This is a genomic window from Spirosoma flavus (assembly GCF_054778555.1).
The window spans coordinates 622,685-637,143 of the sequence record NZ_BAAGZL010000002.1 but is presented as its reverse complement, the minus strand read 5'-3'; the positions used below and the strand labels follow the sequence as shown (position 1 = coordinate 637,143).

The window sequence follows — 14,459 nt, the reverse complement described above, 5'->3', positions numbered from 1 at the left end:
GACTCAACAAATTCGCTCTTTCGCTCTTTCACTCTTTACTTATGAACGCTACCGGAATGCTGCGCGAAGATGCGCTGAAAGGAAAAACCATTATTGTTACCGGGGGCGGAACGGGCCTTGGGAAATCGATCAGCCGGTATCTGCTGGAACTTGGCGCGAACGTAACGATTTGCAGCCGTCGGTTGCCTGTCATCGAGGCTACGGCGAAGGAGTTAACGGATGAAACAGGCGGGCAGGTTTTGGCCGTTGCCTGCGATGTGCGAAAGCCAGAGGAAATCGAAGCTGTTATCGCACAGACCATCGAACGTTTCGGACATATCGACGGGCTTCTGAATAACTCAGCGGGAAACTTCATCAGCCCAACCGAACGACTGTCGTACAAAGCGTTTGATACCATCGTCGACATCGTGTTACGAGGAACGTATTACTTTACGCTGGCGGTTGGTAAATACTGGATTGAGAACAAAATTCCGGGTACCGTACTGAATATTTCCACTACGTATGCGACTACGGGTTCAGGGTACGTAGTGCCATCGGCGGTAGCGAAAGGTGGAGCGTTAATTATGACAAAATCGCTGGCGGGCGAGTGGGGTAAATACGGCATTCGACTCAACGCCATTGCGCCCGGTCCATTTCCGACAAAAGGTGCCTGGGATCGGCTCTTTCCCGAACCCTTAGTAAAACTTATGGACCCCGTTAGCCGAATCCCACTTAAGCGCGTAGGCGAACACGGCGAACTGGCTAATCTGGCCGCTTTTTTACTGTCGGATTATTCCGGATTTATTACCGGAGAAACCATCACTATCGACGGGGGTGAGGTCTTGATGGCGGGTGAATTTAGCCATTTAGAAAGCGTTACGTCGGAACAATGGGACACTATTGAGCAGACCATCAAACAGGCAAATCGCGCCAGTAAAAAAGAAGGAGGAGAGACCGCTTAAGCTACGTAGAAAGTGCATCGTTTGCATAACTGACGAAAAAGAATTTAACGAGTTTTTGTACAGTGCATTATAGGCGCGCAGGTAGATAGTTACTTGTGTCATGATACGTGTTTTGGTATAGTTGATTTTTATCTATGGTTAATTATTGACACTACGTTCACTGATAATACTGCAAAAACGCAGGTTATTCACTAGTGCAAAATTAACTCCGTATATAGGCTAAAATAAGGAGAAATGTACCGAATTTGGGGTTGGTTCCGACACTAGATTTGGTTATTTTTATCCCATGAAACACGTATCTATTCTTACTCCCATCGGGCATACCAGCCTCACAAATATTGAAGGAACGCACCAGATTTTTTCCGAAGTTAACAAGCTATTGACGAGTATGGGAAAACCACCATTATTCTCAATTCAATTGGTAGGTATTTCCAAAAAAATTAAGCAGCAAAATGGTTTATTTTCTGTAACGCCTGATGCACTTATTCAGGATATAAAAAAGACAGATCTTATTGTTATTCCGGCTATTCACGGTGAGCATTCAAGTAACCTGCAACAGAATAAAAAATTTATCCCCTGGATTGTTCAACAATACAATACTGGCGCAGAAGTAGCCAGTTTTTGTATTGGCGCTTTCTTGTTGGCTTCAACAGGATTACTGAATGGAAAACAATGCGCTACCCACTGGCGGATGGCTGGTGAATTCAGAAGCATTTTTCCCGATGTAAATCTGGTCGATGATAAAATAATGACCGAAGAAGATGGAATTTACACAAGTGGCGGAGCCTATTCGTATCTGAATTTAATTCTTTATCTGATTGAAAAGTTTGCCGGTCGCGACGTAGCCATTATCATCGCGAAAGCGTTCATGATTGATATTGACCGACATAGCCAGTCGCCATTCATTATTTTTCAGGGACAGAAAGAACACGAAGATGAACCTGTGAAAAAAGCGCAGGAATTTATTGAATCAAATTTCCAGGATAAAATATCCGTCGATCAACTAGCCGATATGCTAGCACTTGGCCGCCGAAATCTGGAACGACGTTTTAAAAAGGCGACGGCTAATACGGTAGTTGAATATATTCAGCGAGTAAAAGTAGAAGTGGCCAAAAAAAGCTTCGAATCCAACCGAAAAAATATCAATGAAGTAATGTATGATGTTGGCTATACCGACACCAAAGCTTTTCGCACTACGTTCAAAAAAATCACTGGCTTATCGCCTATTGAATACCGAAATAAATACAACAAAGAAGGGTTAGTAATGGCGTGACGTAGCACGGCCGACCGTACGCGTTAGTCAAACAAAAAATGGGGTGCCAGCTTTTAAACTGGCACCCCATTTTTTGTTGCTACGTTGGCACCATTTTAGGTAGTGCTAACGTAGCATAATCGTTAATAACTGTCATTCTGCTTCAAGTAACCCGGCAGGTTCGAAGCACCGTCTACGGCTGTTTGCGGAATTGGGAAAATACGCTTGAACTTATCTGTGTTCGTTTTCTCGGTCCATGTGCCTTCGTATTTTCCGAAACGTATCATATCGGTACGACGTACCATTTCCCAGTACAGCTCAAATCCTCGTTCCCGGAACAATAAATCCAGTGACATCGACGATAAAGCGGGTGGGGGCGTCGTTACGTTACGTGCTGCTCTTACTACGTTGACGTCGGCCAGCGCACTGGCGGCATCGTTGCTCTTACGCAGCTTGGCTTCAGCCCGCATTAAATAAATATCCGCCAGCCGCAGAATGATAATGTCAGCTTCACCGAAGTTCCGGCCGCTCACCGATTTCTTGCTGAATTCATACTTCTCAACCCGGTAGCCCGTATTGTAATTACTACCCGCAACTGTGAAGTCGATTTGCTCAGTGAAATCAACTGGCTGTGTTGGTCTGTTACGCGTATCGTGATACAGTTTAGCCACTTTGAACTTACCATCGGGGCATTTTAAGAACACGCCGTTCCGACGAATCAGGCCATACTGCTGGCCGCGCAAAATGCCCCGGTTTACGTTGAAATCGGCTTCTGCTACACACGAATCGGCTGGATTAGAGTAAATCCGAAGATTTTGCTTATAAAAACGTGGGTCTACCGATGGGTCGGCGGGCGCGTAGGCGTTAACCCAGCTTCGATAGTAATCGGGCGTTATACCCGGTCCATCAGTACCGTTGGCGTTCGGATAAGCCGGAATTGGAAACTGGTCGCCAGAGAGCGAGAAATAAGCCATCCGGTTGTGTCCATTCAGGTCAGCCCGTTGGTCGACGGCAAAGATCAGCTCTTTATTGTCGTGATTATCCGAATTGAAAATCGAGAAGAAATCTTTGGAAAGCTGATACTGCCCCGAGCTAATGATTTTGTCGCAATACTCGACTACTTTGTCCATGTCTTCCGACTTGAACGTGAATTGCGTAGCGTAGCGGTCGCGGTAAACGGCTGCGTTCAGATACAGGCGCGCCAGCAAGCCCCAAACGGCTCCTTTCGACAGTCGGCCAGGGCCAACGGTTGTTTCCAGATTGGGTTCAACAGCGAGAAATTCGCTTTTCAAATACTCGACGGCCTGTTCTCCCCGCAAAAGGCTGGACGTAGCACCGAGATCGTCCTTCACGAACACGAGCCCGAATAAATCCAGCGTTAGCAGATTGTAGTAAGCCCGCATTCCCCGCGCTTCGGCCAGGTACGTCTTGGCTGCGGCCGTGTTCAGCGTTGGCAACGTATTGGAAGCGATAATAGCGCGCGATAAACCCTGCAAAATGAAGTTCCAGGTGCTACGTATGTTAGGGTCAGTGCTGGTATGCGTATGCTGGTGCATGGCCAGATAAATACCGTTATCGCCCCAGTCGGTGCCGCCCCGGTAAGGCAGAATGGCCTCGTCGGTCGAGATTTCCTGAAGCGCGAAGTAGTTGGTATGCAGGAAAATATCTGGCAGACGAGCATAAACCGGAGCGATGATGCCATCAGCAGCCTGTTGGTCCGAAAGACCAGCTACAGACGCTTCATCCAGTACGCGTTCTGTCAGATTGGTACAGCCGTTCACCACGAACAGGCTAACCAGGGCCAACATGGATATAAGTTTCTTATTCATAGGTTTTAATGCTAAAAAGTGAGGTTCAGACCAAACACAAACGTGCGGGCTTTTGGATAGCTGAGATAATCGATACCATACGATGAAATTCCGTTGATCGTACGGTCGATGTTAACCTCAGGGTCGTAACCGTCGTATTTGGTGATGACAAACAGGTTTTGACCCGTAGCCGACAGGCGAATTCCCGAAATAAAGCGTTTAATACCAATGCTTTTCGGATTGAGGTTGTACCCCAGCGACATGTTGTTGAGTCGGAAAAACGAGCCATTTTTCAGATACCGGGACGAGACCGGTGCCGAATTGTTGATTGACTCGTTAGTATACTGAATCGCTTCAGGGGTCGTATTCAGTCCTTTCGACAGCCGCAGTTTGTAGAAATTGGCGTTGGCCGTATTATCATAAACCTTGTTGCCCGATACGCCATTGAAATTGATAGCCAGATCGAAACCCTTGTAAGCCAGATTAGTATTGAGGTTGAACTGCTTTGTGGGTAGGGCACTTCCAATTGCAACCCGGTCTTTGTCGGTCACGATGCCATCGCCGTCAGTGTCCCGGAACGTACTGATTCCTTTTTCGTCGAAACCCGTAAATTCTTTCAGGAAGAACGTACCAATCGGCTGCCCGTTGATATAACCGTTGATCGTAGCCGACGTCAGTCCCGAACCCGACGCCGAACCAGAAGGAATCACCGTATAGGGTGAGTTTTTCACTACGTTGTCGATAAACGTAATGTTACCGCCAATGTCGAATCGGAAACCGCTCAGACTAGCGTAGCGATAGTTTAAATCCAACTCAAGGCCTTTATTGGTGATGGTCATGTCGGGCACGTTGGTCCAGAACGTACCGGCAGGCTGCACTGGATCCGACGGAATAACTTCAAGCAGAATGTTATTGGAGATTTTGTTGAAGTAATCCACCGAGCCCGAAAGTGCTCCTTTAAAGAGAGCAAAATCAATACCTAAGTCAGTTTGCGACGATACTTCCCACTGAATGTCCGGGTTGGCCAGTCGCGAGTACGACGTACCGGCGGGGTAAGGGCCAGATGCCGTGAGCGGGTAGCTGGTTGCAGCCGACACCTGCGAGGTGAACAGCGCTTGGGTGATCTTGGACGGAATCTCCTGATTGCCAGTACGTCCCCAACCAGCGCGCAGTTTCAAGTCGGTGAATGGCCCCGATTTCAGAAACGCTTCTTCGCTCAAACGCCAGCCCACTGAAAACGATGGGAAAATACCGTATTTGTTGTTGGCACCGAATTTAGATGAACCGTCGGCACGCACCGTAGCAGTAGCCAAATACTTGTCTTTGTATTGGTAATTGGCCCGAGCGAAGAACGATTGCAGCTCATTTTCAATGGCAAAACCACCGGGTTTGTTGTTCGCCAGCGTCAAATCCTGACCAAGTCCGGGATTGTAAATCGGCTGGATAGGAGAAATTGGAAATTTGTTGATGCTGTAACTACGTTCCTGAACGAAAATTTTCTGGTAGGAATGTCCCAAAAGCGCTGATAGATTGTGATCCTGCTTCGCTAATGTATAGGTGAAGTAGTTCTCAATCAACGTATTGCGATTAGTGCGGTAATACGTTTCTAGTCGGCCATCCTGTTGCGGAACCGCGCTGGGTAACGATTGTAGATCACGTACTGAACTCGAATTGTCGACCCCAAGATTGAGCTTATACACCAAATCCTTCGTGATTTTGAAAGACGGTGAAATGTTGCCAACAACCCGATTGATCGTTGTAATGTCCTGGTTCAATGCCAGCGTAATGAGCGGATTTGTACCACTTTGGTATCGGAAAGGATCCCCCTTTTCATCGTAAGCCGGTAAAGTCGGATTGGCCGATATTGCACCGCCGAGCATCCCTTCGATGGGCGGACGGTTGTTCAGCGTGTATGATGCCGTCAGGTTTACATCAACATTTAACCGATCTTCCAGAAATTTCTGCGATACGTTTATACGTCCGGTATACCGTTTCAAATCACTGCCTTTTAAGACACCTTCCTGATTCTGAACACCAAACGAACCGTAATACGTTAGTTTGTCACCACCGCCACTGAACGACAGATTGTGATTCCAGGTGTAGGCCGTCCGCGAAATTTCTTTCTGCCAGTCGGTCGATCCTTTGAAATCTTCCAACACACCGCCCACCGCCGTAACCTGCTTACGGTACTCATCGGCACCGAAAATTGGCAGCGGACGAGCCAGATTGGAAATTCCTAAACTCGACGAAAGATTGATCGTTGAAAAGCCAGACTTTCCTTTCTTGGTGGTAATTAGTACCACACCATTTGCCCCGCGAGATCCATAAATGGCTGTGGCTGAAGCATCTTTCAGTACGTCGATCGACTCAATATCCTGCGGATTCAGGAAGTTGAGCGGGTTCGTAGCACCACCCGTACTCGAATTGTCCAGCGCGATACCGTCGAGCACAAACAGGGGCGTACTGCCCGTCCGAACGCCACCCGGACCACGTATCGTAATGTTCTGAACACCACCCGGTTCGCCACTCGCCGACGTAACGTTTACGCCCGCCACTTTACCCTGCAACAGCTGCTCAGGTGAGTTAATGACACCCCGGTTGAAATCCGCACTTTTGATGGATTTTACAGCGCCCGTCATGTCCTTTTTCGATGCGCTTCCGTAACCGATAACCACTACCTGCGACAACTCGGAAGCTGATGCGCTGAGTGCTACGTTGATGGATGTCCGTCCGTTAACCGCGATTTCCTGCGAAACGAAACCAATGAAACCAAACACCAGTGTTACGTTGCCGTCGGGCACTACAATTTTATAGTTACCGTTGGCGTCGGCTGTCGTGCCCCGTTGTGTACCTTTGATCACAACACTACAGCCGGCCAGGGCTTCATTGGTGGCTGCATCCGTAACGCGACCGCTAACAGTTACATCGGCAGCAGGGCTCTCATTACGGGGCAAATTGGCTATTGTAACAGGCAAAGGTGGATTGTCAGCTAAGGCTGGTGAAGCCAAAAACAGGCTTGCCACCAGAACCCCAATCCGGAAAAGTGGAGGGGAAAAATGGTAGATAAATTGCATAAGAGGTTGGTTAAATTAAAAGGAAAATTACTCAACGATTCAAAATTACTACTTAGTTATGGTATAATTAATAACAAAATCTTAATATTTACATGTTGAATATCTAATAAATTTTTTGTAATGGATAGTAATCTCATTATCAAGAATTATACGTTTTTCAGCAACTTCTTTTTAAGAATAGAGTACAACTATACACGTAAAACTGTCGGCAAAGATCGCCTTTGTCTATTTAGAAAAACTACCTAAACGCGTTAACGTTTCTTTAATAATGTGTCGCTGATTTTGGCAGAAAATAGTAGTAGGTATATAATTAATATCGCTTTAATATGTATCATCTTAAGATCTACAGGTATCAACTACCTTTCTTCAACAACTGAGTTAATATTGATTTAATACCAGATTAACCTAAGCTCCATTTTATCAATTAATTATGACTAAACAATCTACCTTGTCTATAAGACAAGTTCTGATTTGTGGTGTGCTGACAGGCTGCTTACTGCCTTCCTTTCCAATCTGGGCAACCACATTACCGGCCATCGGTTTATACACAACTACGGGTTTGTTTGCTGACAAACCCGTTTCGGGACAGGTTCTTTCGAAAGAAGATAATACGCCTGTGCCTGGTGTGACTGTAGTCGTGAAAAATACCACCAATGGTACGACAACCGATGCCGAAGGACGGTTCAAGCTTAACGTGGCCGATGACAACACGATTCTGGTTTTTTCAGCAGTGGGTTACGTAGCGCAGGAGGTGACGGTTGGTAACCAAAGCACAATCAATATCTCGCTCGCCAGCGACCAGAAAATGCTGAACGAAGTGGTGGTGGTTGGGTACGGAACGCAGAAAAAACGCGATTTGACGGGAGCCGTGTCGCAAATCAGCGGGGCTAAACTCGACAACGAAAACCCGAACTCCGTGCAGGATATGCTCCGGGGAAACATTGCCGGTCTAAACGTTGGTATGTCGCCGTCGGCAAAGGGCGGGGGTAGCCTGCTCGTACGGGGTCGTAACTCGCTGAATGCGGCTACCAGCCCTCTGCTGGTTGTCGATGGAGCGATTTATTACGGTGAACTGTCAGACATTAACCCCAATGATATTGAGACGATTGACGTATTGAAAGACGCGAGTTCGGCGGCTGTTTTTGGTGCCAAAGCGGCCAGTGGTGTTATCCTGATCACAACTAAAAAAGGGAAAGAAGGTAAGCCGGTCATCAATATCAACACCAATATTGGTATGGCCAGCGTATCGCGAAATCAACCGGTGTTGGGTCCGAACGAGTTTGTGTCCTGGCGAAGTGACGTAATGAAAAATATTAACGCTACGTATAAACCAGGCCAGTTCGATAACCCTAATAACCTCCCCGCTGGTGTAACCGTCGATCAGTGGCTGGCTTACGATGGTTCGAAAGGTGACCCAACGACGATCTGGCTGCAACGTTTAGGTATGCAGCCTATTGAAATTGAAAACTACAAGGCGGGCAAAAGCACGAACTGGTACGATATGATTTTCCAGAATGGGATGCGCCAGGATCATACCGTTAGCATTTCGGGTCGAAAAGACGGTACGTCGTATTACATGTCGCTGGGATACCTGGACAATCAGGGAATTATCTGGGGAGACCGCTTCAAAACTGTTCGCAGCCGGATCAATCTGGAAAGTCAGCTCACCAACTATCTGTCGGTAGGGATGACGACCCAGTTTGCTGACCGCGATGAAAGTCCAGTTGTGGCTGATTACAATTTGGCCCGAACGCTCTCGCCCTGGGGGTCACCCTTGAACGATGATGGTACGTATAAATGGCGCCCAAACAACGAAGCCAGTGGCGGTAACAATCCATATTATACCCCCAGCCTCACCGACCAACGTATCAAGATTACGACGTTGAACACTACCTTGTTCGGCAACCTGAAACTTCCGTTGGGCATTACGTATCGGATGAATTTCACGCCCCGCTTTGAGTTTTATGAAAGGTATAACGCCATTTCGTCGAAACACGCCGATTATACCGCTACGGGTGGAACCGCCAGTCGCCAACAAGCCAAGACGTACTACTGGCAGGTTGACAACATCCTGAAATGGAATAAAAACATTGGCTCGCACAACTTCGACGTAACGTTGCTGGCAAACGCCGAGAAATACCAGAAATGGGATAACACCATGACCAATAAGGGGTTTCTGCCCAGCGACGTGCTGATCTGGCACGGTATCAGCACGGGTACGGCGCCCACCGTAACCAGCAACGACGAATACAGCACCGGCGATGGTCTGATGGCGCGTCTGTTTTATTCGTTCAAAGATCGGTACATGGTAACTCTGTCATCCCGGCGCGATGGTTACTCGGCGTTTGGGCAGGCGAATCCGCGTGCTACGTTCTCGTCGGCGGCTTTGGGATGGGTGTTTACGGATGAAAAATTCTTCAAGAGCAGCTGGTTGAATTATGGTAAACTGCGGCTGTCGTGGGGAAGCAATGGTAACCGCGATCTGGGAACCGACGGTCGCTACGTAGCACTTTCTAACCTGACGACTGGTAAGTATCTCTACGTGAAACCCGATGGTTCTGTATATCAGGTGAACCAGTTGTACGTAGACCGGATGCAGAACAAAAACCTGAAATGGGAACGTACGACGTCGCTGAACCTGGGTCTGGATTTTGGCCTGCTCAACAACCGGATCGACGGCTCGATTGAAGTGTACAACTCGTCCACTACCGATTTGCTGGTCCGGCGGTTGCTGCCCGACGTAGTGGGTTTCAGTTTTGTAATGGACAACCTCGGCGAAGTACGTAACCGAGGGGTTGAGTTTCAGTTAAACTCGGTGAACATCAACAAACCGAACTTCGCTTGGCGTACAACTGCCAGCTTCCAGTTAAACCGGAATAAAATTGTTCACCTGTATGGCGATTACGACAAGAACGGTAAAGAAATCGACGACGTAACAAATCGCTGGTTCATCGGTCATTCCATCGATGAAATATGGAATTTCCAGGTCGATGGCGTATGGCAGGTGGCCGAAAAAGAACAGGCTGCTAAATACGGCGTCCGTCCGGGCGATTTCAAAATCAGAGACGTAGACAACGACGGAAAATACACCAATGCCGACAAAGTTTTCCAGGGTTACACCAACCCACGGTATCGCTGGACGCTACGTAACGAATTCAAATTCTTCCAGAATTTCGACGTGTCGTTCGTGCTGTATTCGTACTGGGGCCACAAAGCGGCTTACAACCAGGCGAAAAACATCGACGGCTTCCTCGACCGGACCAGCTCTTACGTAATACCGTACTGGACCGAAGCCAACCCCACCAATGAGTACGCCCGGCTGTATTCCAGCGAAGGCGGTGCTACCGGATTTTCTGTGTACCGCGACCGTTCGTTCATCCGTTTCGACAACATTTCGATGGGCTACACCCTGCCCAAAACATGGGTTCAGAAAGCGCACATTCAGAACTTGAAAGTGTTTGCTTCGTGCCGGAACCTAGGCTATTACGCACCAAACTGGAATTTCTGGGATGCAGAACCAAACGACGATGGAGCCAACGTACCGACGCCCCGCATCCTGACACTTGGACTCGATATTTCGCTATAAGCCTGTTATCCAACAGAATTAATTAACATCATGAAAATCAATAAGAACCATATAAAACAGGGTGTTCGGCTGAGTGCGTTGGTGCTGGTAACCACGCTGACGAGCTGCGATAAATCCTGGCTCGAACCGAAACCGCTGTCCTTTTTTGCACCCGAAAACACCTTTAACGATGCCGCCGGACTACGGGCTACGTTGGTTGCCTGCGAACGTAACATGCGCATCGAATGGTACGGTGATGCTCCGCCGATGGTAACGGAAGCAATTTTTTCTGACATCGCCGTTGAAGGAACCACTGATAAATCGGGTCCGGCGCAGAACATGAATTTGCAGATTACGCCGACCGCGCAGCTCAACAGTGGCGATTACAACAAAATCGGCTGGTACTGGACTGAAGGGTATAAAGGAATCAAGTACGCGAACACCGCCATCACACGTATCGATCAGCCGAAATACAAATCGGAGCAGGAACGCAACGAACTCCTTGGGGCGGCTTATTTTCACCGGGCAGCGCGCTATTATCGACTGACGCACCAGTTTGGCGACGTACCGCTGATTCTGAACGAGGCTACCGAGCCAAAACTGGATTATCAGACGACCAAGCGAGAGGTTATTCTGAAGAAAATGAAGGAAGACCTTGAGTTTGCCGAGAAATGGGTTCCGGCTAATACCGATAAAGGAACGGTGAACAAAGGCGCTGTGAGTCATTTGCTTACGAAAATTAACCTGGCACTTGGCCTGTTCGATGACGCGATTAAGTCGGCCAGTAATGTGATCGATGGTGGTACACACAGCCTAATGAAAACGCGGTTCGGGGCAACGGCTGGTGATGCGACCAAGAACATAATCTGGGATTTGCACCGTCCGGAAAACAAATCAATACCGACCAACCGCGAAGGTATTATGATGGTGATCGACCGACTGCTGATTGATGGCAATTTTGCTGACGGCATTCAGTTAATGCGTAATACGGTACCATTCTGGCACAACAACATCAACACGCCGAGCGGTAATCGCGGTACGATTGATACGTATGCCATTGAGATTGACCAGGTTAATCAATACGGACGGGGCATCGGTCGGGTGCGGCCAACGTATTACTCGACGCACGGCGTTTGGGATGATCCAAAAGATTTGCGCCATGCGCCTGGCAACTGGATGCGGATGCAGGATCTGGTATATAACAATCCGGCGCTCAAAGGCAAGGATACGTATTACGGCAAAAAACTTCAGCTACGTACCGACGCCGGTGCCCTGCTTACCATCGATACGATACGTTGCTGGTTCGATTGGCCTCATTATAAGTTGTTTATCCCCGACCCAGAACGCGTTCAGGCAGTAGGTGGTCATACCGATTGGTACGTGTTCCGACTGGCCGAAACGTATCTGCTACGTGCCGAGGCCTATTTCTGGAAAGGCGATTTAGCCAATGCTGCCAACGATCTGAATCAGGTAAGAACCCGGGCGGGTTGCAGTCCGTTGACAGCAGATAAAATCAACATTGGCACCATTCTGGACGAACGGGCGCGTGAGCTGTATTTCGAGGAACCCCGCAAAACCGAGTTAACACGTATCGCCTACATTCTGGCGCAAACGGGCAAACCGGCTTACAACGGCAAAACCTATAGTCTGAATAACTTCTCGGATAATAATTTCTTCTATGATCGCGTCATGGAGAAGAGCAATTTCTATAACAAAGGTGTTGTTACCCGGCACGGCGACGAATATAAAATAAGTCCATACCACGTATTGTGGCCGGTACCTCAGAGCGCCATCGATGGAAATTCGAAAGGAAGAATTAACCAGAACAAAGGGTACGCTGGCTTCGAACTGAACGTAGCGCCGTTGACCGAACTGCCTAAATAATAGGACATTTGCGAGAAATGTCGCCGATATAAAAACGTTTCTTTTCACTCAATTGATTCACCCGTATTTCGCTACCTAAAAAATAGCGGAATGCGGGTGAATTTTTGGGATTTATACCAACAAGCGGGCCTGTTTTGAGTTGTTTTTACTATGCAAACACCGTCCCTCACCCCTCCCCGAAATAAGGTTGATTCGTTTGAGTCACCCGATTTCTACTGTCTTGACGATCTGTTGACGGCCGAACACAAGCTGGTTCGGTCGGCCGTGCGCGATTTTGTGAAACGTGAGATAACGCCCATTGCCGAAGACTATGCGCAACGGGGCGAATTTCCAGAACATATTGTCCGAAAGTTTGGGAAAATTGGTGTGTTTGGCTCGACGCTTCCAACTGAATACGGTGGGGGAGGGCTGGACCAGATTTCGTACGGTCTGATGACGCAGGAAATTGAGCGGGGCGATTCGGGGATGCGCTCGTGCGTTTCAGTGCAGAGTTCGCTGGTAATGTACCCAATTTTTACGTTCGGTTCCGAAGAACAAAAGAAGAAATACTTACCAAAACTGGCGCAGGGCGAACTGTTGGGATGCTTTGGTCTCACCGAACCCAACCACGGCTCCGACCCCGGTGGCATGGAAGCTAACTTCATCGAACGTAGTGATTACTACCTGCTGAACGGCTCTAAACTCTGGATTACTAACGCCAACATCGCCGATATTGCCATCGTCTGGGCACGTAACGATCAGGGTAAAGTTCGGGCGTTGATTGTGGAACGCGGTATGGAAGGTTTCTCGACCAATGAAATCAAAAACAAATGGTCGCTACGTGCCAGCAGCACCGGCGAACTGATTTTCCGGGACGTACAGGTTCCTAAAACGAATATGCTGCCAAATGCTTTTGGTCTAAAAAGTGCCTTGAAATGCCTGGAGCAGGCTCGCTACGGCATCAGTTGGGGGGCGCTGGGTGCGGCCATGGAGTGCTACGAAGTGGCGCGTCGCTACGCTCTCGAACGTATTCAGTTCAATAAACCCATCGCCAGTTTTCAGTTGGTGCAGAAAAAGCTAGCTGAAATGCTGACCGATATTACGCAGGCCCAACTGTTGTGCTGGCGACTTGGTACGTTGAAAAACGAAGATCGCGCCACAAACGCCCAGATTTCGATGGCAAAACGTAACAACGTTGAGATCGCGCTACGTACCGCCCGCGAAGCACGTCAGATTTTGGGAGCGATGGGGATTTCCGGCGAATACCCCATCATGCGACACCTGATGAATCTCGAATCGGTCAGTACCTACGAAGGTACACATGATATTCAACTCCTGATTTTAGGCGCTGAGATAACGGGTATACCGGCGTTTAAATAAATAGTGAACGTGTGAATGAGTGAAAGAGCGAATTGCTGACGCCAGCGCTCTTTCACTCATTCACACGTTCACTCTTTATTTACCTCTCCGCAATTTCCTTTATCTGTTTCAACAGTCCATCCATGCCCTTCAGCGAGTGATTATAACCGTCTTCGGTGGCGAATCCCTGTTGTGTCCAGGTGAATTCAGTTTGAGTGCGGTCGATGGGTTTTAGGGTATACGTAATAGTCGCGTAATTTTCAGGTTTGTCTTCGGCCCCGGAAAAACCGCTCCAGTAACTGTAGCTAAGTAGCTGATTCGGAACATTCTCCAGCACTACGCCTTTGTCGCGGTACGACTGATTTTCATATTCACCCTGGAATATTACTTCATTGCCTGGCTTCCAGTTAGTTACCGTTTCGGTGCCGTACAGATATTCGCTGATGAGGGCAGGGTTGGTCAATACGTTCCAGACATTATCGGGGCTGGCGTTGATGTTGATGGACTGAGATACAATAAGATCGTTGCGCATAATTGAAAAGTTTTGCTACGTCAAAGTTCGGCTAACGTAGTGACAACTGTATGTCAGTAGTATTT

General features: G+C 48.2%; 8 protein-coding genes. 5 read left to right on the top strand and 3 right to left on the bottom strand.

The features are described from left to right. Positions 1 to 41 precede the first annotated feature (41 nt). Both ACYVF1_RS11690 and ACYVF1_RS11685 read left to right on the top strand, forming a co-directional pair. Positions 42 to 941: an SDR family oxidoreductase gene (locus tag ACYVF1_RS11690; protein ID WP_461078828.1), complete on the top strand. Its 900-nt coding sequence runs from the start codon at positions 42 to 44 to the stop codon at positions 939 to 941. A 286-nt stretch (positions 942 to 1,227) separates the two neighbouring features. Further along, positions 1,228 to 2,214 carry a GlxA family transcriptional regulator gene (locus ACYVF1_RS11685; protein WP_461078826.1) on the top strand — a complete coding sequence of 329 codons (987 nt, stop codon included), beginning with the start codon at positions 1,228 to 1,230 and terminating at the stop codon, positions 2,212 to 2,214. A 122-nt stretch (positions 2,215 to 2,336) separates the two neighbouring features. Here ACYVF1_RS11685 and ACYVF1_RS11680 read toward each other — a convergent pair whose 3' ends face one another. Next, a complete protein-coding gene (locus ACYVF1_RS11680; RefSeq protein WP_461078824.1) occupies positions 2,337 to 4,022 on the bottom strand; it encodes a RagB/SusD family nutrient uptake outer membrane protein in 1,686 nt (561 codons plus the stop codon). Positions 4,023 to 4,033: 11 nt separating this feature from the next. Continuing rightward, positions 4,034 to 7,075, bottom strand: a complete 3,042-nt coding sequence (locus tag ACYVF1_RS11675) for a SusC/RagA family TonB-linked outer membrane protein (protein WP_461078822.1) — start codon at positions 7,073 to 7,075, stop codon at positions 4,034 to 4,036. Positions 7,076 to 7,505: 430 nt separating this feature from the next. On the opposite strand from ACYVF1_RS11675, the gene ACYVF1_RS11670 reads away from it, so the two are divergent. The 3 genes from ACYVF1_RS11670 to ACYVF1_RS11660 all read left to right on the top strand — a co-directional run bounded on the left by ACYVF1_RS11670 (position 7,506) and on the right by ACYVF1_RS11660 (position 13,883). Continuing rightward, positions 7,506 to 10,661 (top strand): SusC/RagA family TonB-linked outer membrane protein, encoded by a 3,156-nt coding sequence (locus ACYVF1_RS11670; protein ID WP_461078820.1) that lies wholly within the window; start codon positions 7,506 to 7,508, stop codon positions 10,659 to 10,661. Positions 10,662 to 10,691: 30 nt separating this feature from the next. Next, positions 10,692 to 12,524: a RagB/SusD family nutrient uptake outer membrane protein gene (locus tag ACYVF1_RS11665; protein ID WP_461078818.1), complete on the top strand. Its 1,833-nt coding sequence runs from the start codon at positions 10,692 to 10,694 to the stop codon at positions 12,522 to 12,524. A gap of 150 nt (positions 12,525 to 12,674) precedes the next feature. Next, a complete protein-coding gene (locus tag ACYVF1_RS11660; RefSeq protein WP_461078816.1) occupies positions 12,675 to 13,883 on the top strand; it encodes an acyl-CoA dehydrogenase family protein in 1,209 nt (402 codons plus the stop codon). A gap of 79 nt (positions 13,884 to 13,962) precedes the next feature. Here ACYVF1_RS11660 and ACYVF1_RS11655 read toward each other — a convergent pair whose 3' ends face one another. Next, a complete protein-coding gene (locus tag ACYVF1_RS11655; protein WP_461078814.1) occupies positions 13,963 to 14,394 on the bottom strand; it encodes an SRPBCC family protein in 432 nt (143 codons plus the stop codon). Positions 14,395 to 14,459: the final 65 nt, after the last annotated feature.

Excerpts from the sequence above, each read along its gene's own strand:
- ACYVF1_RS11690 (WP_461078828.1), top strand. The coding sequence starts at position 42 with ATGAACGCTACCGGAATGCTGCGCGAAGATGCGCTGAAAGGAAAAACC.
- ACYVF1_RS11685 (WP_461078826.1), top strand. The coding sequence starts at position 1,228 with ATGAAACACGTATCTATTCTTACTCCCATCGGGCATACCAGCCTCACA.
- ACYVF1_RS11680 (WP_461078824.1), bottom strand. The coding sequence starts at position 4,022 with ATGAATAAGAAACTTATATCCATGTTGGCCCTGGTTAGCCTGTTCGTG.
- ACYVF1_RS11675 (WP_461078822.1), bottom strand. The coding sequence starts at position 7,075 with ATGCAATTTATCTACCATTTTTCCCCTCCACTTTTCCGGATTGGGGTT.
- ACYVF1_RS11670 (WP_461078820.1), top strand. The coding sequence starts at position 7,506 with ATGACTAAACAATCTACCTTGTCTATAAGACAAGTTCTGATTTGTGGT.
- ACYVF1_RS11665 (WP_461078818.1), top strand. The coding sequence starts at position 10,692 with ATGAAAATCAATAAGAACCATATAAAACAGGGTGTTCGGCTGAGTGCG.
- ACYVF1_RS11660 (WP_461078816.1), top strand. The coding sequence starts at position 12,675 with ATGCAAACACCGTCCCTCACCCCTCCCCGAAATAAGGTTGATTCGTTT.
- ACYVF1_RS11655 (WP_461078814.1), bottom strand. The coding sequence starts at position 14,394 with ATGCGCAACGATCTTATTGTATCTCAGTCCATCAACATCAACGCCAGC.